Here is a 22357-nt window from a genome sequence, read left to right on the forward strand (position 1 = left end):
CTGTCGCGATCAATCCAGCGGCTTGTCGGTGGGCCGGGGCGTGGTGCTCGCCTGGCGCGGCCGACCGGCATTTCGGTTGGCGACCGGATTGTCCAATGGAACGCTTGACGGGCGCGACGCGCCCGCGGTCTTTGGCGTCAGCGGTTTTGCACCGGCATCCGTGTCGCTGGCATCCCTCCTTGGGTGCGGCAGGCCCACGGCGTTGGGTGACCGGACGGCGGGTTTCGAGGCACAATCTTCCTTGGCCATGATGGTTCCTTTCCTTGCACGAAACGATTTCAATCATCGGCACGATTGAAAGTTCCGCGACCGCGACGGCGCCATGAAGCGGAGGGCACGAGCGAAGACGAAACGATTCTCGTGCCGATGAACGGCTCACCCATGCGGCCGCATGACCACCTTGATGCAGCCGTCCTGCTTGTCGCGAAACGTCTTGTAGAGATCGGGCCCGGCTTCAAGGCCGGCCCTGTGCGTGATCACGAAGGACGGGTCGATCTCGCCGGTCTGGACCTTGGCCAGAAGCGGTTCGAGATACCGCTGCGTGTGGGTCTGGCCCATACGGAACGTCAGGCCCTTGTTCATCGCGGCGCCAAAGGGGATATGATCGACGAGGCCGATATACACGCCGGGGATCGAAATGGTGCCGCCCTTGCGGCAACAGTAGATTGCTTCGCGCAGCACATGTGGCCTGTCGGTGCCGAGGAAGGCAGCCGCCTTGACCTTGTCGAGCATGGAGTCTGCACTGGCGCCGGCATCGGCTTCGGTACCCACGCAATCGATGCAGCGATCCGGCCCTCGGCCGTCGGTCATCGCCATCAGGGCGTCGTAGATATTTGAATTGCTGAAATCGAGTGTCTCGGCCTTGCCATGTTCGCGAGCCATGGCCAGTCGTTCCGGAACCTTGTCGATCGCGATGACGCGACCGGCGCCGAGCATCCATGCGCTCTGGATGGCGAACTGGCCGACCGGACCGCAGCCCCAGATCGCGACCGTGTCGCCGGGCTCGATGCCGGCGTTTTCCGCAGCCATGTAGCCGGTCGGAAAGATGTCGGAAAGAAACAGCACCTGCTCGTCATCCATGCCTTCCGGCACCTTGATCGGGCCGACATCGGCGAATGGTACGCGCAGATATTCGGCCTGGCCGCCCCAATAGCCGCCAACCAGATGCGAATAGCCGAACAGGCCGGCCGGCGATTGTCCCATCACCTCGGCCGCTTGCTTGGCATTGGGATTGGACCGGTCGCAAAGCGAGAACAGCCCCTTCTGGCAAAACCAGCATTCGCCGCACGAAATGTTGAACGGCACCACGATGCGGTCGCCCTTCTTGAACTTGGAATGACCGCGGCCGACCTCCACGACCTCTCCCATGGTCTCGTGTCCAAGCACGTCGCCCGATTCCATGGTCGGCATGTAGCCGTCCATCAGATGCAGGTCCGAGCCGCAAATGGCGCAGCAGGTGACCTTGATGATGACGTCACGGTCATCCTCGATGGCCGGATCCTGCACCTGATCGCAGCGTATATCGCCTTTGCCGTGCCATGTGAGGGCTTTCATCCTGTTGCTCCTGCGTTGACTATTTTGAGGTATCGGCAAATGCAGCTTTCATTCAGCCGAAGTGGGCGCCACCGACGATTACCTTGCGATACTCGCAAAGGGTCTGCGTCCGCAGACAGGAAGAGATCAGTCCCTGGACGCTGAACCCGGCTCGGCCATTTTGCGGTGCTGTTCGGCCAGCGTACCTGCCGGAGTGATATGCGCGGCGGCGACCTGCAGCTTGTTCTTCCAGCCGCTGATCACTTGTTCCTCTCCCGCCATCATCGCCTCATAACCGGTTCTGGCGACATCTGCCGGATCGTCCTTCTCGTCGGTGCCGACCTTGGTATCCATCATTTCGGCGCGTTCGAAGAACCGCGTCTGCGTCGCCCCGGGCATCAGCACCGTGACTGTGACGCCGGTGTCCCGCATCTCATGGCGCAGCGCGATCGAGAAGGAATCGATGAACGCCTTGGTGCCGTTGTAGACGGCCTGGAAAGTGCCGGGCATGAAGCCGGCAATCGATCCGGTGAACAGAATTCGGCCACGGCCGCGGCGTGCCATCCTGGCGCCGAGCTCATGCGCAAGGTAGACCGTGCCGGTGATGTTGGTGTCGATGACCCGGCGAACCTTCTGCCAGTCCTGGTCGAGAAAGCCGTCGCCGAGGCCGCGTCCGGCGTTCAGGAACAGAAGGTCGATGTCGCGATCGCCGACCCGCGCAATGAGTTGATCGACGCCTTCGACGGATGCCAGATCTGCCTCGACGGCTTCAACGGTCACATCATGCGAAGCCAGAGCCTCGGCCGCCTGTTGGACCGCGGGCTCGTCGGCGGCTATGACCAGGTTATAGCCGTCCTTGGCGCATAGTTTGGCAAGTTCCCTCCCGATGCCGCTCGATGCGCCCGTCACCACGGCCAGCTTTGCGTTGGTCATCATGTCCTCCGAAGTTCGTTCCGGCCGAACCAGCGGGGTCCCTGATTGTTCCGCGTGGACCGGATCGAATGCCGGGCTGCCGAAGGGCCATGCCAGTCGACCCCTTGGCGCGTTCAGGCACGAACAACGCGAAGATGACGAAGTGGAACAACTGAGGCCGATCCAGGTTCGGTGTCGTGCGGCGTCGTCGCTCCCCTTGTTTGGCGCCGCGCGATCGGGTTCCCCTCAGCCTGATCAGCCCGCGCGCTCCCCGGCCGGGAGGCGCGGGCTTTCTCATGAGCTTGGCGGTCGTGTTTCGAGTTCAGCTGGGAACAACCCACACACTCGGCAGTTCGGCGCGCAGGAGAAACGAAAATGCAATATGCCGATGAAATCGCGCTCAGGCGCGTGAAGATGCTGGTCGAACAATATGTATCCGCCAGAAGCAGGAGATATGACTTCGTCTCGACCGAATTGGCGTGCAAGGCCATTCGTCAGCTGGTTCGCAGCCCCATCGACGATAGCGAGCTGGATCATTTGCTGGCTAAAAGTGCCGTCAAACAAGGGCTTTCCATCCGGTTCGATCGAATAGGTCCCTTGCAGGTTGCTTCACCCGAACTCATCCAGGAAAAGTCAGTATGAAAGCGATGTGGTTGATTTGGTCGGCATCGGCGTTGCTCGCCTTGGCGGCGTGCAACAACAATGCCGACCCCGTCAAATCCAAGACGGATACGATGAACAGCCAGCCGGTCGACAAGAATCCAACAACGGATACCAATCCGACACCGCAGTCCAGTACCGGCGGGGACCAGCAAGGCACGCAGCCGACGCAGCCGGCATCACCGAAGCCAACTGGTGGTTAGGGTTGCGCCGTTGCTTGCCCGGGTAATGACGCCGGCGAGAGTCGTGAGACGCGCATGAGTTGCAAAGTGACGCCGCGTCTGGTTTCGATATGATCGGCAACGGCAGTTTCATGATGCCCTCGCGAATGTGAATGCCAAACCTCGCCCTTCCTTGTTCCGGAGTCCGCGAGGCGCACGGCGCTGGCGCGACCCGGTCGCGCTCGATCCGTTGCGTTGCCACGCTGCTGTGGGACGGCCGGCGCCCGGCCTCGGTGCCACCTGGCTGTGGAACTATTTTCGTCAGTGGCTGTTCGGCAGGCGAAGGGAGCCGCAGGATGGAACGACGCAACGCACTACTCTCGCTGGTGATAGCCGCTGTCATCATTGTCGGTTTCCTGATCGGCTTTCTCTACGTCGATGTGGGGTGGCGCACCTCGCCCCTGAAACGAGCGCCTGAGCAGAACCAGGGCGGCAACGCTCCGGCGGACACCTCACCGGCTGCAGGGGTCAAGAAAGACCCCAAGGAAAATACCGAGATGCCGGGGCAGCAGTGATTCTCGGCTCGCCAACAGCCGCAACTTGGTTACCAGTGGCGCCGTCTTTAATTTCAGCCGAGGGCGTTGTCTGTCCTCCACCGTGTTGTGCCTGACGTTCCTTCTGCTCCCGGCCTGGTTGGTCGCTGGTTTCCCGACTGGCTCTGCCATCGCGCTTCGAATATCGAAACGGCGCCGGGCGCTTGCGTGCTTCTCGGAACATCTCCGCTGGACTGACCATTATCAGGATGGAGAGCAAAGCTATGGAGCTTGGTGATGGGTATCCTTTCCGATCTGGACAAGAAGCTGACGGACAACCTGTATGAACACGGCAGTGAGCTCACCGACGCGGTAGCGGACCTGCCGCGGCCGGTCGTTGAAACCGTCGACCGGCTGATGCTTTTCATTCAGCCCGAAGCGCGCGAGACAGTGAGAAATCAGGTTCTTGGCCTGGTTCACGAATACCGGATTGAGAACCCTACAGACCCAACAGAGCAGGATTGAACACCTAGCCGTTCTGGTCGATCGCGTGGGGCGCGGGCTGGCTGCCGCTATCGTTGCTCGTTCTATGGCTGCCGAGCCACAGCCAAGCCGCGATGATTACGACCGCCACGATGGCTATCCAGACTATGAGACGAGGCATTGCCGAATCCTCTGTGCAGCAGTCCATCACGTCGATGATCAGGACGGGTCGCCACCTTCCCGTGTTCCAATCCCACAATCGATGCTTTGTTCCGCTTGAATTGGGTCTCGTGGCCGGCGGGCCTCTGTCGTTGGTCCTTATGTCTCGCGGTCGGCGCCTGTCCGAGCGGTGGCGTTTGATTGACCGGCACACCGGGCGCTCTAGATCAATTCACGCCGACCGCGACTTCCATCGGCTCGGGGAGACCAGTCTCGTGGCGCACCAAACGCCGGCTTTGACCTTTAGTGGCCCTTATCCCAGGCTGAGTTGTATGTGCGTGCTGTTGCTCACGAGCGTCTTGGCGGGATGCTCGTCCTCCGACCAGATCGAGCAGCAATCACAAACGGCGGCCTCCGCGGCACAGACCGTATCGGTAATGCTCGATGCTTGGATGGATGGGGCGGCGCCGTTCGCATACACAGCCGGCACGCTGCGGTCGACCGGCAAGACTCTGGCCGACGCCGAGGCACAAATCCGATCGGTCGGGACGGCTGAACCCGCCGAGCAATCTGCTTTGGCGGCAGCGGTCAAGGATCTGTCAGCCGCGGTGGCTCGCGCCGAAGCGGGATTGCAGGCGGACAATCGAGCGGAGGTCCAAAACGCAAAGCAGGATCTTCGACGGGGCTCGCGCACGCTGGCGACCGCCTATGCCAGATATTTCGCGCCGAAGCCATGAAGAAGCTCGTGGAGATATCGCTCGGCGTGGTTACCAGCGTTGGCGGCTTCCTCGAAGTCGGATCGATGGCGACGGCGGCGCAGGCGGGCGCAACCTTCGGTTTCCAGTTGATCTGGGCCGTGGTCCTCGGCACCATCTGCATCATCTTTCTGGTGGAAATGGCCGGCCGGTTCGCCGCGGTGAGCCATCACACGATCTGCGACGGCATCCGCGAGAGATTTGGTTTCAACGTCTTTGTGTGGCCGTTGCTTGCCACCTTGCTGCTCAGTCTCATGGTGCTCTCCGCCGAGATCGGCGGCGTTGCCATCGCACTCGAACTTGCCACGGGCATAGGCTTCCAGTGGTGGGCTCTGCCGGTGGCTTTTCTGGCATGGCTGCTGCTCTGGAAAGGCACGTTCGGTTTCATCGAGAAAGGCGTGTCGATGCTCGGCTTGGTGACGTTGTGTTTCGTCGTCGCGGCCGTGATGCTGAAACCCGATTGGACGGCGGTCGCGGCTGGCGCAGTGCCTTCGCTGCCAGCCCACGATACCGCCAATTACTGGTTCATGGCGGTCAGCATTCTCGGCGCCTCGATATCGCCCTACCTGTTCATGTTCTATTCCTCGGGGGCTATCGAGGACCAGTGGGACAAGAGCTACCTCGGCGCCAACCGGGCCATAGCGGGACTGGGGATGACCTTCGGCGGCACTATTTCGATCGGCGTGTTGATCGTGGCCGCTCTCGTGCTGGCCACGCACGGCATCAACCAGGTCGACGACTATCACCAAATGCCATTGATGCTGATCCCGGTATTCGGCTTCTGGGGTTTCATCCTGTTCGTAGCCTCTCTCGCCATTGCCTGCTTCGGCGCTGCACTCGAAGTCGCGCTGCAACAGGCTTACCTCGTGGCGCAAGGTTTCGGCTGGACCTGGGGCGAGGACCGCAAGCCGCGCGACAATCCAGGCTTCAGCGCCGTGTATACGGTATCGTTGTTGCTTGCGGCCATCCCGATCATGCTTGGTGTCGATCCGTTGAGGCTCACCATATTTTCCATGGCGCTGACGGCGGCCAGCCTGCCGTTGACGGTGGTTCCATTCCTGTTTCTGCTGAACGACGAACGCTACGTCGGCGAGCATCGCAACGGCATTCTCTCGAATGCCGCGGTCATCTTCATCATCGCGCTCGGCTTTGTGCTGGCCGTGGTGACGATCCCGCTGCAGATATTCGGAGGCACATGATGGAGTTGCTGCGTGATCTCCTGGACAAGCAGGTGGTCGACCGCCCCAGGTCAAAATCGGCAAGGTCGATGGGCTGGTGGCCGAATTGCGGCAGGGCAAGCCCCCAAGGATCGTCGCGATCGAACTCGGCTCCATCACTTTGGCGCGTCGCCTTGGCACGTGGCCGGGGCGATGGATGGCGCAACTCGCGGCAAAGCTGGGTGGCAAGCGCCACGGCGAGCCGCATCGGATCGCCTGGCACAAGGTGAAGGATATCGGCGTCGACATCGAGTTCGATATCGATGTGCGTCGCACGACGATCTTCGCCTGGCAGGACTGGTTGCGCGATCATGTCATCGGACGCATTCCGGGAGCTTGATGATGACCATCGTCAATCTTGAACATCTGGCTGGGCGACGCGTGCTTTCGCAGCGGGGCAAGAGCATCGGCTACATCGAGGAAATCCGCGCCGAACCGGATGGCGACGATTTTGTCGTTACCGAATTCCATGTCGGCGTCTACGCCGCTTTCGAGCGTCTTTCGACCTCGGCCATAGGCGTGGCCGTGCTCGATCTCTTTCGGCTCCGCCGCCGCGATGGCCTATACCGCATCCCTTGGGACAAGCTCGACATTTCTAACCCGGCGCGGCCGCGGCTGCTGTGTCCGATGACCGAACTTTCGGGCATGAAGAGCGCACCCGATCTTCGCGAATAGGCCGTCGCCGCGCTTTCTCGCAGACGTCTTCACCGAAGCATGCTCGCCGCCAGAAAAACCGCGGCCGCTACCAAAACGACGGCTGCAACGACCAACAGCGGCCAGTTGCTGCGAGGTCGTAGTTCCGGCTCGCCTTCGACCGGCCGCATCGCATTGGCGAAGCTGGCGTCATTTTCGAATTTCGGCCGGCGGGAAGGTGGCGGCTCCGTAGGGATCGGATTTTGTGTGTCCGCCGCCTCGGCATCGGTCTCCATCGGAGCAACGGCAGGATCGAAGCCCGGCGTTTTGTCCTGCGTCTCTCCCCCCTGGATCTCGCCTCTGGCAGAGGCCGGTGTAGGAATTGACATCTTGGCACTCACCTCTCTCGTTCCAACCGGGCTCTGCCAAATCCGCAGCGGTGGTGCGCATGGCGCCAACGACTAGATTTGATCGCCGAGCAGAATCCTGGCGTCCTTGGCCGCAACAATGAACGCCTGTCGTGCAACCCTTGGAGGCTTTTCGCCACGCATCACCGCAAGGCAGGCCCTGATCGCGGCAAGACGCCTTTCCGACGTCGGCTTTGGCCAGTCCCGCAGCAGCACTTCGGCGGCATCGGACACAGAGACCACAACCCTGTCGCGGTCTATGCGGCCAGGTTGAATAACGATCGGTTTTCTGAAATGGCCTGTACGCACCCGCCCCTCCAAGACCTTCGCCTGTTGCTCCACGGAGCCTTCCGCGGACGGCCTCTAACGCCGCGACAGTCGATTTGTTCCAGTGCACCTGGCGTTTGGAATTTGGAATAACGACGCCTGAGCCGCTCGTCTCCACCCATGGTTTTCTGGCGCTGCCGGGTTTAGCGGCATGGGGCCTGGAGAGAGGAACAAAGCGCATCTTGGCTTGTTAGGACGCAGCGCAAATTCGCTCACCGACAAGGACAAAGCCGATGAAAACACGACACCTTCTCGCATCCCTCGCGGTTGCTTCCACGGTTCTCGCAATGCCTGCCTTCGCGGCCGACAGCGCCCAGGATTTTGTCGACAAGGCTGCCGTCGGCGGCAAGTTCGAAGTGGACTCGAGTCAGATTGCCTTGGGCAAGGCCCAGGACCAGCGCATCAAGGATTTTGCCCAGATGATGATCCGGGACCACGGCGCCGCCAACACCAAGCTGCAAGCGGTCGCCGGCGAACAAAAACTGAAGGTGCCCTCAGCGCTCGACGCTCAGCATCAGGGCGATCTGGATAAGCTCAAGAACGCGCAGGGGCCGATTGATCCGGCCTATGTCGACGCGCAGCGCAAGGCGCATGACGAAGCCGTCAAGCTGTTCGAGGATTATGCCAGCGGGGGTGACAACGCCGCGCTCAAGACTTTTGCCCAGCAAACGGTCGGCACACTGAAGATGCACCAGCAGGCGATCGAAAAGATCGCCGCCGGGCAAGATTCCGTTACGGGAGCGACAACGCCGGCGGTGAAGACCGACAATACTCCCAACGCCGCCGCCCTCGTTCCTGGTGCAAACAGCTTCACCGAAGCCCAGGCCAAGAGCCGTATCGAGAACGCCGGATATTCGAACGTGTCGAAGCTGACCAAGGACGATCAGGGCATCTGGCGCGGCCAGGCGGCCAAGGGAGGCGAAAACCTCAACGTTGGCGTCGACTACCAGGGCAACGTGGTTGCCGCAAGCAAGTGAGCGTGGATCAGGAGAAATCACATGAAAACCGTAACTGGACTGTTCGATAATTATGACGACGCGGCCGATGCGGTCGGCGAGCTTGAGGCGACGGGAGTCCCGCATTCCAACATCAGCATCGTCGCCAACAACTCGGATGACTGGTACGATGCAAATCGTTCCGAGGCCGCTGAAGACGCTGGCAGTGGTGCCGGAATCGGAGCCGTGATCGGCGGCGCCGGGGGGTTGCTCACGGGACTTGGCGTCATGGCCATCCCGGGTGTTGGCCCGGTGGTCGCGGCCGGATGGCTCGCCGCCACCGCCGCCGGTGCGGTTGCCGGTGCCGTGGCCGGTGGAGCGGCCGGCGGCATCATTGGCGCTCTGACGGAATCGGGCGTGCCCGAGCGCGATGCGCACGTCTATGCGGAAGGTGTACGCCGCGGCGGTACCTTGGTGACGGCCAAGGTGGAGGACGAACTCGTGCCGAATGCCGAGCAGATTTTGGGGCAATCCCGATCGGTGGACCTGGCCGAACGCCGCAGATCGTACGAGGCCGACGGCTGGACCGGCTTCGATGCCAATGCAGGCGAATACGTGCCGGGCGAGATCGATCGCGACGGCGGACGTGCAATCAATCGACCCTGAAAGCGGCTCACGTTCCTCTGACTGGCACGCAGCGACGAGGTCGCGGAAATCGATCTTGCCGCGCTATGCTGGGGCGCTTTGCGGCGTTTAAGCACCATCGAATCCATCTCGAGGGCATCGGGCTGGGTTCGATTGCGTTTGAAGCCATGTTCCCAGCGGAATCTCCGCCGCTCAGAACAGATCGCTCCATGACGAAACTGACCCCGCCCGCAAGGCGGAACCATGGAGGGGTCGACGTTGTTGTCCCAGCGGCCAACTTGTCGGTTGGCGGCTAGGAGCCATCATTGATGACCACCGATCGATCACGCGAAGACGTCTTGGTTTCGCTCCCGTTGATCAATGCAAAGGCGGCGCCGACGCTTAAGCACGCCGGCGCGGAGGTGTTCTACATGGAAGCCGTCCGCGAGCTCACCGCCACGGACATTCCCTTTCTGGTCGCTGGAACCTATGCGGTAAGCGCCTATACCGGCGTCACTCGCCAGACCAAGGATCTCGATATCTTCTGCAAGGCCGGTGACTACGCGCGGATCCTCGCCCATTTCAAGGAGCTTGGATATGCCGTCGAAATCGTGGACGACCGGTGGCTTGGCAAGGTGTTCAAGGGCAGGCATTTCTTCGACGTCATCTTCGGATCGGCCAACGGCATGATGCCTGTTGGCGATCGATGGCTGGAGCACGCCAGACAGACCGAGTTGCTGGGCAGCCGTGTGCGGATCATCGGGCCGACCGAACTCATCTGGTCCAAATGCTTCATTCAAGACAGGGGCCGGCACGATGGCGCCGATATCGCCCACACGATCCTCAAGGCACACGACCAGATAGATTGGCACCGGCTGCTTTCCTATCTGGAGGTTCATTGGGAGGTCCTGCTGATGCAGCTCATCAACTTCAGATGGATTTACCCAAGCGAGCGCGATCACATCCCGGCATGGCTCCTCGATGAACTGCTCGACCGCCTCGCCAAGCAACGGCAATTGCCGTCCCCCAGGATGAAGATCTGCCGCGGGCGGCTGCTGTCGCAAACCGACTACGAGATCGATGTCAAGGAATGGGGCTTCGCCGGCGTCGGCGGCGTGGGAGATTTTCGTGATGCCTGACCGCCTGGAGAACGTCGCGCCGAAGGATAACGCAGGGACGCTCAGAGTTGCTGCCATGGGGGATTTGCATGTCAGGGAAGATCCCCGAACCTCGTATCGCGATCTCTTCGGCGAGATATCGAGGGAAGCCGAGATTCTCGTCCTGACGGGAGATCTCACCAATCTCGGCAAGCCTCGTGAGGCGGAGATGCTCGCCGAGGACCTGCGCAACTGCTCGATCCCCGTGGTGGCGGTGCTCGGCAACCACGACTACGAATCCGGCGCGGTGGACGACGTCGCAAACATCCTGCGCCAGGCGCATGTTCACCTTCTCGATGGCCATGCGGTCGAAATCGAGGAGGTCGGCTTCGTCGGCGTGAAAGGGTTCGTCGGTGGCTTCGGATCGCGCATGCTCGGCTCCTTCGGCGAACCCGCGATCAAGGCGATGGTCTCGGAAAGTGTCAACGAGGCAATGCGCCTCGAAAACGCGATGCGCCAGGTACGGGCGAAGCGGACGCTCGTGGTCCTCCACTACGCGCCGATCGCTGAGACCGTCGAGGGAGAACCGCTGGAGATATTTCCGTTTCTTGGCTCTTCACGCCTTGCCGAGACGATCGATCGGTTCAAGGTCAGCGCCGTTGTGCACGGTCACGCGCATCGCGGCTCCTATGAAGGCCAAACGCCCGGCGGCGCCAAGGTTTACAACGTCGCCATGCACGTGGCCAAACCGAACGGCCGCCCCTATGCCCTGCTGGAACTCTGACGCCACGGCATCGTGCGAGCATTCAGTTGGAACGCTCTGCCAGGAAGTGGCGGCGCGATAGTGCGAGCTGATCACGGTTGTTGGCCCGCGATATTATTTTGGAGTTCGTCGCCAGCGGCGAATTCGTCAAACCTCCGTCTTGTCGAAGCCCTGCCGGGCGATAATTTCTTCAGAAGGCGTGGGTGCTTCTCCCTCTCAGACAGGAGCCGACCATGAAACATCAGACACTCGACCAGCTCCAAACCGTCGCCAGGATTGAGCCGCTGGCGCCGTTTTCGGTAATGACACGTAATGAACGCATCGCGCGTTGGGCTGAACTTCTCGAGCAAAATCCCGAACGATGCCTCGGTGCGCTAACCGGCACGGAACATTTGCGTCCTGAAGCACGGGCCATCGCACGTGGGGAAGGATCGGCACTCGCGGTTGCCTTCGAAGACCCGATCTTGCGTGCATCGGGGCTGGGGGACGACACATACGGCGAGGCAAAGCGCTTCTTCGAATTGAGCGACTGGCAACTCCACGACATTGTCTGTGATTGCCACGTCGGTGCCACCATGAAAGCCCGATGGGCCGCGGCTCGGGTCCGTGCAACGATCAGCGGGAACAGGCTCTTTGCGTTCCTGAGGCGGTGCTTGATGCGGTGAGACCAAGGGGAGGTCGTTGCATGTCCGCGACGACCTCCTACACCGCCAATGCGCAAGCTATCGCCGATCGTCCTCGCGATAGAGCTGGTCGGTAGCGCGGTCGCTTTCCCTGCGTTCAACCGGACCACGGTTACGGCGGGTTACCAGGACATAGGCAATCAGTATGACCAGCAACGCTGGCCCGCCGGCGACGACGATTAGCCACATGATACCGTCTGACATGGGAAATCTCCTTTCCTTCACAACCGGCAAGAAGACGATCCGTTCCGCTTGGAGCGGTTCGCGGTGCGGACCGGCCGGCGATCGGCTCCTGTCATCCAGGAGGTCCAGACGCCTCCCCGCTATTGCCGGTCGGGTTTCCTTGCGAAGACCGCAGCAGAAGGGCGAGAGGAACCAGCAGCGCCGTTGCCACCGCGCAGTAACGAAAGACGTCGATATAGGCGAGCAGTGAAGCCTGGCGGGCGATCAACTGCCCGATCCAGCCAATGGCCTGCTGCTTGGCCTGGAGCATCGAGGAACCCTCGGCGACGAAGTGCTCGGTCGCCTGCCGTACCACCTGCTGGTAGGCGGGCGACGATTGCGCGGTGTGGCCGACAAGGTTCGCCTGATGGAGTTGTGCGTTCTGGGCGATCACAGTGTTGGAGAGCGACACGCCGATGCTGCCGCCGATATTGCGGGCAACATTGATCAAGGCCGAGGCCTGGTTGGTCTTTTGCGGCGCCAGACCGACATATGCCGCAGTCGAAATCGGGATAAACAGGAACGGCAATCCGATCATCAGGAAGATGCGGGCAAAGGCAAAGAAGCTGAAGCTGGCGTCGGGCGTAAGCGAAGTCATATGCCACAGGCCGATCGCCACCACCGCCATGCCCGCCATGATCAGGTATTTTGGCTGGACGATGCCGGCGGCAAATCCCGAAATCGGCATGAGCATCAGCATGGCGATGCCGCCTGGCATCATCGACAGGCCCGATAGCGTCGCCGTGTAGTCGAAGGCGGTCTGCTGCAGCTGGGGCATCAGCTGCGTGGTGCTGAACAGCACCGCACCGACCGCCATCATCACCAGGAAGGATGTACCGAACTGGCGGGTGAACAGCAGGCGCATGTCGACGATCGGATCGCGGTGGCGGAATTCCCATGGGATCAGCAGGGCGAAGGAGATCGCCGAGATAATGGCGAAAGTCGTGATGAAGCTCGACGCGAACCAGTCGTTGCGCTGGCCCTCGTCGAGAAAGATTTCGAGGCAGCCGAGCGCGGTCGCCACCAGGATGAATCCGACCCAGTCGATCCTGAGACCTCCTTTCAGCCGCTGCTGGCGTTCGCGTTCGAGTACCTCCGGTTCGACCAGCAGCCACTGCACCAACGCCAGCGACATGATGCCGAACGGCACGTTGATGAAGAAGATCCAGTGCCACGAAAAATTGTCGGTCAGCCAGCCGCCGATGGTCGGCCCGACCGTCGGCGCGACGATGACGGCGATGCCGTAGAGGGCAAATGCCTGCGAGCGCTTTTCAGGCGGAAAGGTGTCGGCCAGGATGGATTGCTCGCTTGGCGCCATGCCGCCGCCGCCGAGGCCCTGCAGGATCCTGAAGACGATGAGCATCTCGAGATTGGGCGCCAGCCCGCACAGCAGCGATGCCAGGGTAAACGTCGCGACGCAAAGCATGTAGTAGCGCTTGCGGCCGATCACGCTGGCCAGCCACCCACTGATTGGAATGATCACGGAGTTGGCGACCAGATAGGTGGTGATGACCCAGGTACTTTCATCCATGCCGGCAGCCAGGCTGCCGGCGATGTTGCGCAGCGCCACATTGGCGATCGAGGTGTCGAGCACCAGCATGAAGGTGGCAATGGAGACAATGATGGCGATGAGCCAGGGATTGCGCTCACCGGCCGCGGATCGGCTTTCGCCCTGGTCGCTGGCGTTGTCGCGGCTCATCGCACCTTGACCGTCGGCACCACCGACAGGCCTGGGCCGAGCAGCACATCGGGCGGGTTGTCGAAGACGATCTTGACCGGCACACGCTGCACCACCTTGACGAAATTGCCGGTGGCATTTTCGGCGGGCAGCAGGCTGAAGGCGGTGCCGCTGCCGGCCTGCAGGCTGTCGACATGGCCATGAAAGGTCTTGTCCGGATAGGCGTCGATATCGATGTCGACCGGCTGTCCGGTTCGCATCCTGTCGAGTTGGGTTTCCTTGAAGTTCGCCTTTACCCAGACTTCGTTGGGAACGAACATCATGAGCACCTGACCCGGCTGGGTGTAGGTGCCGATGGCGGCCGAAATGCTTGTCGCGCGGCCGGCGACAGGGGCTGTAATAGTGGTACGTGTCAGTGCCGTGCGGGCTTGATCCCGGCTGGCCTGTGCCTGGTGAAGCTTGGCTTCGCCGCTTTTGGTCTGTGCCTGCAGCACTGTCACCTGGCTCTTCGCCGCGGCCACGTCCGCCTCGGCGCTGTCCAGGGTTGCCTGGTCTTGTCGAAGGGTCGATGCAGCCTGCTGCGCCTGCTGCTGCGTCACCGTGCCCTTCGTCAGCAATTCGCGATTGCGCTGGTCTTCGGCCTTGGCGAAGTCGAGCGCTGCCTGGGCCAGCGCCACCTGCTTCTGGGCGGCGTCGATCTTGGCATTTTGCGCCTCGATCTGGGCCGCCACATTGGTGATGTCGGCCTGAGCGGCGGCTACGCCGGCATCCGCTTGGCTGAGCGATGCCCGGTAGTCGCTGTCGTCGATGCGCAAGAGAACGTCACCCTTGCGCACCGGCTGGTTGTCGGTGACGGCCACATCGGTGATACGCCCGGCAATCTCGGCGCTCACCGTTACCGTGCGGGCATCGATGAAGGCATCATCGGTGGATTCATACTGACGCGTATTCAGCCACCAGATCGCTACACCCATCGCAACAAGCAGAAGCAGGAGGACAATTGCCGCTGTCCAATAGGGATGGCGCCTGGGAAAGCCCAGCAGGTTCGATTTCTGCGGCCTGTCGTCCATTTGCCGATCGTCCGATTTGTCGTGCCGCGAACTTGGCTGGCTGGCGAGACGCTTGCTTTGCCCGGCCCTGTCGTCGGATGGGTCCGGCTCGCTTTTCTGAGGCTTCGTATCCACGGAACTGGCTTTCAGCAGACTGAAGGGTGATGTCCGCGATGGCGAACGCGGTTTCAACGGCAAAGCCTTGGCAAAGGTTCCTGTTTTGACTTCCCGCCAGCGCCATGGGCAGCGACGCCCTTCAGCCAGTCGGTGTGTGGCTGCTCATCCTCTTTGGCCTGCCCGATTGGGCAATAGGACCGCCCTCCCATCAACCTGGGGCGCTGAGTACCAGCATTCCCGTTTTATAGACGATAGCCGCACTTGGTGAGAGTGGCTCGAACCTTGTCGCTCGTGCAGGTGACGATGGGACATCTACCTGAAAGTTTCATCAGTCCGCAGTCTTGCCCAATGTGTCGGCGACGACCGCGCCGCGCTCACCCATGGGAACCGCCGGGCCTGTGGTCGAGTCACAGGCTGTCTGATGTTCCATTTCCGCGTTGATGGCGGCGCCGGCGATCAGGATGATGACTGAAATCCATGTCCACATCATCAGGCCGACCACGGCACCGAGCGAGCCGTATGTCGCGTTATAGTTGGCAAAATGCTGGAGGTAGAACGAGAACAGCCACGACGCGATAATCCATGCCGCGGTTGCCGCAAGCGCTCCCCAGCTCAACCATCGCCATTTCGCATGTTCCCGGCTCGGCCCGAAGCGGTAGAGCAAGGAAATGCCGGTTAGGATCGACACTACCAGGATGGGCCATCGAGATACCGCAACCACGGTTTCTGTCCAGGCATCAAGGTAGAAAAAGCGCAACAGCGCCGGGACAACACCCACCGTAAGCAGCAGCACGATGCCGATGAGCAGGGCTCCGACCGTGAACAGGATCGACATCAGATTGAGGGTAATGAACGAGCGTTTCTCACGCTCTTCGTAGGCGATGTTCATCGCGTCGAAGAGCGCCTTCATGCCGCTGTTGGCGCTCCAGAGGGCGATTGTCAGGCCTATGAAAAAGCCTGTGCCGAGAGCGCCTGCTTTCTGGCGGGCCAAGGCCTGCAACTGATCGCGGATAAGATCGAGCCCGCCCTGCGGTAGCAATCCCTGGAGGTAAGCGACATGGTCGGCGACCGTGACCGGGTCCGCGACGAAGCCATAGATCGAGATGAAGGCTGCCAGGGCGGGAAACAAGGCGAGCAGGAGATAGAAGGTTGCGCCGGCAGCCACCAGCAGAACCCGGTCCTTGTTGAACTCTTCCCAAAGTCGCCAGAAGATGTCCTTCCACCCCAGCCCAGTGATTTGAGATGGCCACGTGGCGTCGCGCCCACGGCTTCCTGGCTCCCGCCCTGCCGCGGCGTTGCTGTCCTTCGTTGTCGAGGCCGCGCGGCCGGCTGCTTCCTCATCGATCAGCGAGGGCTGCTTGTCGTTCGGCGGAGAGCCTCGTTGTGGTTTCAAAGCCATTACCGGGTTCGCTGATGTCCAAAGCGTGGCTGACAACGCGGGATGAAGACACCCGTTCCCGATGCGCGGCCGATCACGATTTTCCTCCTTCCCTGCATCTTTTGCGGCCGATCGGCGTTTGAAATTGGTCAAGTGAACGGGTGTGTCAGATGAGAACGACAACCAGGGATAAGCTCAGGGGCGAAGCGGAGTTGTCCGAGGACGCCGACCTGATCGTCAATCGAACAGCCCACTTCATTTCGGATTGGATCGAAGAACACGTCGTTGACGAGCCTATCCCTATGTCCGGCATCGATGCCGCGGAGGAACTCGCAAATCAGTGCGTGGCGGATGCGCAGGATGAGGGGATCGCGGCGCAGGACATCCAGGATGAGGTGGGCGATCTTACTGAATACATCGCGGAAACGATCGATGAAGGGAACGGCTCCCCCTTGGAAGAGGTGGCCACGGCGGCAACCAAAATCGCGGAACCTCGTTTGTCGAGTGTCAACCCGAGGAGATGGCGATGACGAGGTTCCTATCCTTTCTGATCCTGGCAACGGGTCTTGCGCTCACCGCATGTGACAACAACACCGAGCCGACGAAGGCCAACACCGACACCGTCACCAAGAACCCACCAGTCGACCAGGACGCCAGACCGAAGTCGACGACCGGTGGCGATCAGCCAACTGCCCCGGCGACCAAATGAACGTGATTTCCTATTGCTATACGCCGCTGCCGCTTGCGTGGCTGGCCTGACGGATGAGGCTCCGGTCATTCCCCTGGCGCGGCTAGGCTGATGACTGCGGACGCCAGGATTTCCGGAGGGACCGGAACCTCAATCCACTGCCGCGCATTTCGACTTCACGCGTGGAAGACAAATGTCATCCAACCATCAAGACGCTGGCCAAGGAGAATTCAGATGCAAGGTTCAGAAGCGATTTCCAGGCGCCCTATCGGCGGCATGAGCATAGAACCATTCCTCGGCACGGTGACGGTCCGGTTCTCCGACGCGATAGTCGCCGCAAGCGACCGTGCGAAAATTCTTCGGGAGGAGGGCCATGAGCCGGTCTTCTATATCCCCTTCGAGGATATCTATTTCGACCTCCTCGAGAAGACCAACACCACCAGCGAGTGCCCGTTGAAGGGAACAGCGAGCTATTGGCGTGTTCATGCTGTCGGCGGCTCGGCCGATGACTTCATGTGGGCGTATGAGACGCCGGATACCGCGGCCCTGGCCATCGCGCGTCATGGCGCCTTCGATCCGAAAAGGGCACGTATTGACGTCGATCCGAAGGAGGATAAGCGGCATACTCCACATGTCATGGAGTAGGATGCCGCCTCGACCGTCGTTCTTCTTGCTTGTCGCCATGCCGGCAAGTGGCCGCCGCCAGGGTCAGCGGCACCGGTGCGAGTCCGAGCCTTCCCCTCATCGATCCACCCTCCACCAAGAAGCCTCGTTGCGGCCGCTTCGATCGGGTTTAGCCGCGCCTCACCGCCATGCCGGAGCAAAATCACTCTTTCGCGATCAGGCAGGGTTTTGTCGCACTGCTTTCGGAACAATGCCCGGAGTGAAAGGTTAGCGGCGAAAGCCAGCCCAGGAGCGAGCCATGTCCGAAACCCTCGTCCCAAAGCCAATTAGCCTCAGCCGGAGACGTTTCATGACGGGCACGGTTTCGGCCGCTGCGGTCGCACCGCTCCTGTCTCCTGAGGCCAAGGCGGAGGAAGTGGCCGCGTCCCGTTCCAAGCTCCGGGAGCCGGTCGTCACCTCGCTTCGTATCAACAGGCAAGCTTACGAGCTTTCGCTCGACACCAGGACCAGCCTGCTCGACGCCTTGCGTGACCACGTTGGGCTGACCGGGACGAAAAAAGGCTGCGACCATGGGCAATGCGGTGCATGCACCGTGCTCGTCGACGGAAAACGGGTCCTCTCCTGCCTGAGCTTCGCGGTGATGATGCAGGGCAAGGATGTGACGACCGTGGAGGGGCTCGCCTCGCGCGACGGCGCCCTGCATCCGATGCAGCAGGCCTTTATCGACCATGACGCCTTCCAGTGCGGCTATTGCACGCCGGGCCAGATTCTGTCGGCCATCGGCTGCGTCAACGAAGGCCACGCCGGTTCCGAGGCCGATATCCGGGAATACATGAGCGGCAACATCTGCCGGTGCGCCGCATACCCCAACATCGTGGCCGCGATCGTGCAGGCTCGCGACGAAACCGGGAGAGCCTGACATGCGTCCTTTCGTTCTCGAGCAACCGGCCAACATCCCGGCGGCTATCGCCCTCGCTTCGAACTTTGCCGCGCCGGATCGGCCGCCGACCCAGTCAGACATGCAATTCATCGCTGGCGGCACCAATCTGGCCGACTACATGAAGCTCGACGTTGCCCGGCCGAACCGCCTGCTCGATCTCAATCGTCTCTCCGAGCCGGCGCTTCGGCAAATCCGCGTCACCACCGAAGGGGTTCGTTTCGGCGCGCTGGTGCGGATGGGCGAGGCGGCTGACGATAAAGACGTCAAGCTCCACTATCCGGTCATTGCCGACAGCCTCAGGCTGGCAGCCAGCGGCCAACTCCGCAACATGGCCAGCCTTGCCGGCAACGTGCTGCAACGGACGCGGTGCGAGTATTTCAGGGAGATCTCATGGGCCTGCAACAAGCGCCAGCCGGGTTCGGGCTGCGCGGCAATGGACGGTTTCAATAGGCAACACGCGGTGCTGGGCGTCAGTGATGCCTGCATCGCCACCTATCATGGTGATTTCGCCCAGGCACTGATTGCCCTTGACGCCAACCTCCATGTCGAGGGTTCTGGCGGCGCGCGCGAAATCCGGTTCGCCAACCTGCATCGCCTGCCCGGCGATACCCCTCATGTCGAGACCGGCCTCGCCGCTGACGAGATCATCACCGCCATCGATGTGCCCGCGGGTCCTTGGACCCGCCGTTCCCGCTACCTTAAGGTTCGTGACCGCGAATCCTATGCCTTCGCCCTGGCTTCCGCGGCGGTCGCTCTCGACCTCGACGGCAACAACGTCCGCGAGGCACGCATAGCCTTTGGCGGCGTCGCCACGGTGCCGTGGCGGGCGAGGGAAGCGGAAGCGGTCCTGCACGGCAAGATGCTGGACGAGGCAATGGCGCGGGCGGCCGCGGAGACGGCTTTCGCCGATGCCAGGCCGCGCGGCCACAATGCGTTCAAGATCGAGCTTGGCAAACGGACGCTGGTGCGGGCGCTCCTCGAAACCCGTGACATGAAGGTGTGATCATGAACGCAGCCGCTCCGCAGCCCAAGGAGAACATGGGTGCCCCGCTGCCGCGCATAGACGGGCGGCTGAAGGTGACCGGCCAGGCGAGTTATCCGGCGGACCTCGCGGCGGCCAATGTCGCCTATGGCGTGCTGGCCACCAGCAGTATCGCCAGGGGCACGGTGACGGCACTTCACCTGGACAATGCCCGAGCGGTGCCGGGCGTGCTCGACATCGTGACCTATGGCGACATGGACGCGGTGGACAAGCCGAAATTCGGCAATACCGCCGCCGCCTCGATCGCGCCGCTGCATGACCGGAAGGTCTTTCACGATGGGCAGATCATTGCCTTGGTGGTCGCCGAGACCTTCGAGGCGGCGGAGGAGGCTGCGCTGCTGATCCGTGCCGACTACGCCGAGGAGAAACCGAGTGCGGGCTTCGACAGCCCTGGAGCAACGACCATTGCCGCCGCGGGCAAAAGCCCGATGTTCAAGGAAGACGTCAAGGTCGGCGATTTCGATGTTGCCTATGCCGCTGCTCCGGTCAGGATCGATGCACGCTATTCGACACCAACGCAGCACCACAATCCGATCGAACTGTTTTCGACGACGGCAATGTGGCAGGGCGATCAACTCACCATTCATGAGCCGTCCCAGAACGTCACCGGCTGGAAGGCCGAACTTGCCAGGCAGTTGAAGATCGATCCGGCGAAGGTTCGCATTGTCAGCCCATACATCGGCGGCGCATTCGGCTCGAAGGGACCGATGACGGCCCGCACGGCGATCGTCGCGGTTGCGGCAAGGCGTCTCGGCCGGCCGGTGCGTTGCGTGGTCAGCCGCATGCAGGCGTTTGGTACACAGACCTATCGCGCCGAGACCAGGCACCGGATCCGCATGGGCGCCGACAAGGACGGCCGCATAACCGCTTTCGCGCATGAGGGCTGGGAGGTGACATCGCGCCCCGATCCCTACGTGGTCGGGGGAACGTCGGCGACCGGCCGCATGTATGATTACGGCGCGGTGCTTACGCACGTGTCGCTGGTCCAGGCGGACCGCAACACGCCCGGCTACATGCGTTCGCCTCCCGAGACGCCTTACGTCTATGCGCTGGAGAACGCCATGGACGAGATGGCGGTGGCCCTGGCCATGGACCCGGTGGAGTTCCGGAGGGTGAACGAGCCAAAAGCCGAGCCGATCGGGAGAAAGCCGTTCTCGAGCCGCTCGCTGATGCAATGCTACGATCAGGCGGCGGACGCGTTCGGCTGGACGAAACGGGACGCCAAGGTCGGATCGATGCACGACGGCGACTGGTTGATCGGCATGGGTTGCGCGACGGCAGTCTATCCGACCTCGTCGGCTCCCTGCGCTGCGCGCGTATGGCTGACCGTCGACGGCGATGTGCGCGTCCAGAGCGGCTCGCATGAAATCGGCACCGGCGTGCGCACGGTCGCCGGCCAGATGGCAGCAGAGCGCCTCGGTGTCGCCATGGACAGGGTGAGCGTCGAGATGGGCGACAGCACCTTGCCCCCGGCGCCCGTGTCGGGAGGGTCTATCTCCACGGCAAGCGTCTGTTCGGCGGTGCTCAAGGCCTGCAATGCGATCAGGACGAAGCTGTTTGCCGCGGCGAGCGGCGAAGGTGGTGCGCTTGCCGGCGCCCACAATGAGGAACTGGATATCCTCGATGGCAAAATCATTGCCAAGGGCGGCGCTTCGGCAAAAGTCGGGGACGTCTTGAAAGCCATGCGGGTGGGGGCGATCGAGGAGTATGCCGAGTATGCGCCCAAGGGGGCGAGCCCCGAAGCGCTCAAGAAGCTCTATGCCGGCCAGCCGGAGTTTCACGGCGGCGAGCAGGACGAGGATTCGGTGAAATATGCATTCGGCGCGGAATTCGTCGAAGTTCGCATCAATCGCCTTACCAGGGAAATCCGCGTGCCGCGCATTGTCGGGGCCTTTGCCGCCGGCCGCATCATGAACACGCGCACGGCGCGCAGCCAGCTGATGGGCGGAATGATCTGGGGCATCGGCCAGGCGCTGCATGAGGCGACCGAGGTCGACAGCCGCTATGCCCGCTACGTCAATCGAGATCTGCAGGACTACCTCGTGCCGGTCAATGCCGACATCAAGGATCTCCAGGTGATTCTGGTTCCGGAGATTGACCACGAGGTCAATCCGGCCGGCGTCAAAGGCCTCGGAGAACTGGGCAATGTCGGCACGGCGGCCGCCGTTGCCAGCGCGGTCTACCATGCGACTGGCAAACGCATCCGCGATCTTCCGATCAGGATCGAGCAGCTTATCGTCTGATCTGGCCTACCCCATAGGCGGTCCGATTCACGAAATATTACGTGAGGGAACGTCCGGGCCGCCAGCGTCTTTGACCCTTGAGGCGGTTGATCGCCTCGCATAACTCAAAGGAGAAGAAGATGCCCAATCAAGGTGGTAGCCATGAGCAACATGTGAAAGCAGGCCAGCAGAGCCACAAGAACATGGACGATAAGAACCGCCGTCAGCAGCAGGCGGCCGGTGACAACCATCGCCAACAAGGCGGCGACAGCGCCGGCACGACGCGTGGCGGAACCCATGAACAGCATGTGAGAGCTGGCGAGCAAAGCCACAAGAATCGCTAGCAAACCTGTGTGGCTCCGTGCCCGTCCCGAGCGCTCGGGACGGGCTCTGCATGCGACCGTGCTGGGCAGAGCCGACCCGCACAGCCGAAAGAGAGACAGATTTGATGCCCGATCCGAGAGAACCCGACCCCAACCGCGACGTACCCATGCCGGCTCCCAATTGGAAGCCCA

The 22357-nt window shown here is 61.8% G+C and carries 30 protein-coding genes; 20 read left to right on the plus strand and 10 right to left on the minus strand.

Going from position 1 to position 22357, the window contains the following annotated elements; translation table 11 throughout:
- Positions 1 to 9: 9 nt before the first annotated feature.
- From LB571_RS14480 to LB571_RS14490, 3 genes are all read right to left on the minus strand, one after another.
- A complete protein-coding gene (locus LB571_RS14480) occupies positions 10 to 249 on the minus strand; it encodes a hypothetical protein (RefSeq protein ID WP_224595351.1) in 240 nt (79 codons plus the stop codon).
- Positions 250 to 375: 126 nt separating this feature from the next.
- Positions 376 to 1554 carry a zinc-dependent alcohol dehydrogenase gene (locus LB571_RS14485; protein ID WP_140617532.1) on the minus strand — a complete coding sequence of 393 codons (1179 nt, stop codon included), beginning with the start codon at positions 1552 to 1554 and terminating at the stop codon, positions 376 to 378.
- 126 nt (positions 1555 to 1680) lie between these two features.
- Complete coding sequence (locus LB571_RS14490) at positions 1681 to 2466, minus strand: SDR family NAD(P)-dependent oxidoreductase (RefSeq protein ID WP_140715363.1); 786 nt, start codon at positions 2464 to 2466, stop codon at positions 1681 to 1683.
- A gap of 354 nt (positions 2467 to 2820) precedes the next feature.
- On the opposite strand from LB571_RS14490, the gene LB571_RS14495 reads away from it, so the two are divergent.
- The 4 genes from LB571_RS14495 (at position 2821) to LB571_RS14510 (ending at position 4324) form a co-directional block, all read left to right on the plus strand.
- Complete coding sequence (locus LB571_RS14495; RefSeq protein WP_015319136.1) at positions 2821 to 3087, plus strand: hypothetical protein; 267 nt, start codon at positions 2821 to 2823, stop codon at positions 3085 to 3087.
- A complete protein-coding gene (locus tag LB571_RS14500) occupies positions 3084 to 3308 on the plus strand; it encodes a hypothetical protein (RefSeq protein WP_224595353.1) in 225 nt (74 codons plus the stop codon). Before LB571_RS14495 ends, LB571_RS14500 begins: the two co-directional genes overlap by 4 nt.
- Positions 3309 to 3622: 314 nt before the next feature.
- Positions 3623 to 3841, plus strand: coding sequence for a hypothetical protein (locus LB571_RS14505; RefSeq protein ID WP_015319134.1), 219 nt, complete (start codon positions 3623 to 3625; stop codon positions 3839 to 3841).
- Between the two features lie 255 nt (positions 3842 to 4096).
- The gene (locus LB571_RS14510; protein ID WP_181174592.1) at positions 4097 to 4324 is read left to right on the plus strand and encodes a hypothetical protein; all 228 of its coding nucleotides are present in this window, start codon (positions 4097 to 4099) and stop codon (positions 4322 to 4324) included.
- 4 nt (positions 4325 to 4328) lie between these two features.
- Here LB571_RS14510 and LB571_RS28790 read toward each other — a convergent pair whose 3' ends face one another.
- Positions 4329 to 4463, minus strand: coding sequence for a hypothetical protein (locus LB571_RS28790; protein ID WP_263484678.1), 135 nt, complete (start codon positions 4461 to 4463; stop codon positions 4329 to 4331).
- A gap of 310 nt (positions 4464 to 4773) precedes the next feature.
- Here LB571_RS28790 and LB571_RS14515 point away from each other — a divergent pair, with 310 nt between their 5' ends.
- The 4 genes from LB571_RS14515 (at position 4774) to LB571_RS14530 (ending at position 7088) form a co-directional block, all read left to right on the plus strand.
- A complete protein-coding gene (locus LB571_RS14515; RefSeq protein ID WP_224595355.1) occupies positions 4774 to 5178 on the plus strand; it encodes a hypothetical protein in 405 nt (134 codons plus the stop codon).
- Positions 5175 to 6395 (plus strand): NRAMP family divalent metal transporter, encoded by a 1221-nt coding sequence (locus LB571_RS14520; RefSeq protein ID WP_015319131.1) that lies wholly within the window; start codon positions 5175 to 5177, stop codon positions 6393 to 6395. Before LB571_RS14515 ends, LB571_RS14520 begins: the two co-directional genes overlap by 4 nt.
- 85 nt (positions 6396 to 6480) lie before the next feature.
- Positions 6481 to 6753 (plus strand): hypothetical protein, encoded by a 273-nt coding sequence (locus tag LB571_RS14525; protein ID WP_318012398.1) that lies wholly within the window; start codon positions 6481 to 6483, stop codon positions 6751 to 6753.
- 2 nt (positions 6754 to 6755) lie between these two features.
- Complete coding sequence (locus LB571_RS14530; protein ID WP_015319129.1) at positions 6756 to 7088, plus strand: hypothetical protein; 333 nt, start codon at positions 6756 to 6758, stop codon at positions 7086 to 7088.
- Positions 7089 to 7117: 29 nt separating this feature from the next.
- Here LB571_RS14530 and LB571_RS14535 read toward each other — a convergent pair whose 3' ends face one another.
- The gene (locus LB571_RS14535) at positions 7118 to 7435 is read right to left on the minus strand and encodes a hypothetical protein (RefSeq protein ID WP_224582907.1); all 318 of its coding nucleotides are present in this window, start codon (positions 7433 to 7435) and stop codon (positions 7118 to 7120) included.
- Positions 7436 to 7507: 72 nt separating this feature from the next.
- On the minus strand, positions 7508 to 7795 hold the full coding sequence (locus LB571_RS14540; RefSeq protein WP_224595357.1) for a DUF982 domain-containing protein: 288 nt from the start codon (positions 7793 to 7795) through the stop codon (positions 7508 to 7510).
- A gap of 218 nt (positions 7796 to 8013) precedes the next feature.
- Between LB571_RS14540 and LB571_RS14545 the strand changes: the two genes are divergently transcribed.
- The 5 genes from LB571_RS14545 to LB571_RS14565 all read left to right on the plus strand — a co-directional run bounded on the left by LB571_RS14545 (position 8014) and on the right by LB571_RS14565 (position 11864).
- Positions 8014 to 8757, plus strand: coding sequence for a DUF4142 domain-containing protein (locus LB571_RS14545; RefSeq protein ID WP_015319126.1), 744 nt, complete (start codon positions 8014 to 8016; stop codon positions 8755 to 8757).
- A gap of 21 nt (positions 8758 to 8778) precedes the next feature.
- A complete protein-coding gene (locus LB571_RS14550; RefSeq protein ID WP_015319125.1) occupies positions 8779 to 9381 on the plus strand; it encodes a general stress protein in 603 nt (200 codons plus the stop codon).
- 287 nt (positions 9382 to 9668) lie between these two features.
- Positions 9669 to 10478 (plus strand): hypothetical protein, encoded by an 810-nt coding sequence (locus tag LB571_RS14555; RefSeq protein WP_015319124.1) that lies wholly within the window; start codon positions 9669 to 9671, stop codon positions 10476 to 10478.
- Complete coding sequence (locus LB571_RS14560) at positions 10471 to 11220, plus strand: metallophosphoesterase (protein WP_140617525.1); 750 nt, start codon at positions 10471 to 10473, stop codon at positions 11218 to 11220. The genes LB571_RS14555 and LB571_RS14560 overlap by 8 nt, the downstream gene beginning before the upstream one ends.
- Before the next feature lie 212 nt (positions 11221 to 11432).
- Positions 11433 to 11864 (plus strand): hypothetical protein, encoded by a 432-nt coding sequence (locus tag LB571_RS14565; RefSeq protein WP_023771244.1) that lies wholly within the window; start codon positions 11433 to 11435, stop codon positions 11862 to 11864.
- A gap of 57 nt (positions 11865 to 11921) precedes the next feature.
- Here LB571_RS14565 and LB571_RS14570 read toward each other — a convergent pair whose 3' ends face one another.
- The 4 genes from LB571_RS14570 to LB571_RS14585 all read right to left on the minus strand — a co-directional run bounded on the left by LB571_RS14570 (position 11922) and on the right by LB571_RS14585 (position 16347).
- Positions 11922 to 12086, minus strand: coding sequence for a hypothetical protein (locus LB571_RS14570; RefSeq protein WP_015319121.1), 165 nt, complete (start codon positions 12084 to 12086; stop codon positions 11922 to 11924).
- A gap of 91 nt (positions 12087 to 12177) precedes the next feature.
- The gene (locus tag LB571_RS14575) at positions 12178 to 13803 is read right to left on the minus strand and encodes a DHA2 family efflux MFS transporter permease subunit (protein WP_015319120.1); all 1626 of its coding nucleotides are present in this window, start codon (positions 13801 to 13803) and stop codon (positions 12178 to 12180) included.
- A complete protein-coding gene (locus tag LB571_RS14580) occupies positions 13800 to 14852 on the minus strand; it encodes an HlyD family secretion protein (protein ID WP_140617523.1) in 1053 nt (350 codons plus the stop codon). The genes LB571_RS14575 and LB571_RS14580 overlap by 4 nt, the downstream gene beginning before the upstream one ends.
- 424 nt (positions 14853 to 15276) lie before the next feature.
- A complete protein-coding gene (locus LB571_RS14585) occupies positions 15277 to 16347 on the minus strand; it encodes a YihY/virulence factor BrkB family protein (RefSeq protein WP_140617522.1) in 1071 nt (356 codons plus the stop codon).
- A 149-nt stretch (positions 16348 to 16496) separates the two neighbouring features.
- Here LB571_RS14585 and LB571_RS14590 point away from each other — a divergent pair, with 149 nt between their 5' ends.
- The 7 genes from LB571_RS14590 to LB571_RS14620 all read left to right on the plus strand — a co-directional run bounded on the left by LB571_RS14590 (position 16497) and on the right by LB571_RS14620 (position 22186).
- A complete protein-coding gene (locus LB571_RS14590; RefSeq protein ID WP_140823489.1) occupies positions 16497 to 16856 on the plus strand; it encodes a DUF768 domain-containing protein in 360 nt (119 codons plus the stop codon).
- Entirely contained in the window at positions 16853 to 17035 is a 183-nt protein-coding gene (locus LB571_RS14595) for a hypothetical protein (RefSeq protein ID WP_015319116.1), read from the plus strand. Before LB571_RS14590 ends, LB571_RS14595 begins: the two co-directional genes overlap by 4 nt.
- A gap of 213 nt (positions 17036 to 17248) precedes the next feature.
- A complete protein-coding gene (locus LB571_RS14600; protein ID WP_140877846.1) occupies positions 17249 to 17659 on the plus strand; it encodes a DUF427 domain-containing protein in 411 nt (136 codons plus the stop codon).
- Positions 17660 to 17936: 277 nt separating this feature from the next.
- The gene (locus tag LB571_RS14605) at positions 17937 to 18557 is read left to right on the plus strand and encodes a (2Fe-2S)-binding protein (RefSeq protein WP_015319114.1); all 621 of its coding nucleotides are present in this window, start codon (positions 17937 to 17939) and stop codon (positions 18555 to 18557) included.
- Between the two features lies 1 nt (position 18558).
- Entirely contained in the window at positions 18559 to 19581 is a 1023-nt protein-coding gene (locus LB571_RS14610) for an FAD binding domain-containing protein (RefSeq protein ID WP_224595359.1), read from the plus strand.
- A 2-nt stretch (positions 19582 to 19583) separates the two neighbouring features.
- Complete coding sequence (locus LB571_RS14615) at positions 19584 to 21863, plus strand: xanthine dehydrogenase family protein molybdopterin-binding subunit (RefSeq protein WP_224595361.1); 2280 nt, start codon at positions 19584 to 19586, stop codon at positions 21861 to 21863.
- Between the two features lie 119 nt (positions 21864 to 21982).
- Positions 21983 to 22186: a hypothetical protein gene (locus tag LB571_RS14620; RefSeq protein WP_140661611.1), complete on the plus strand. Its 204-nt coding sequence runs from the start codon at positions 21983 to 21985 to the stop codon at positions 22184 to 22186.
- Positions 22187 to 22357: the final 171 nt, after the last annotated feature.

This window comes from Mesorhizobium sp. BR1-1-4 (assembly GCF_020165375.1).
In the GTDB taxonomy this organism is placed as follows: Bacteria; Pseudomonadota; Alphaproteobacteria; order Rhizobiales; family Rhizobiaceae; genus Mesorhizobium; species Mesorhizobium australicum.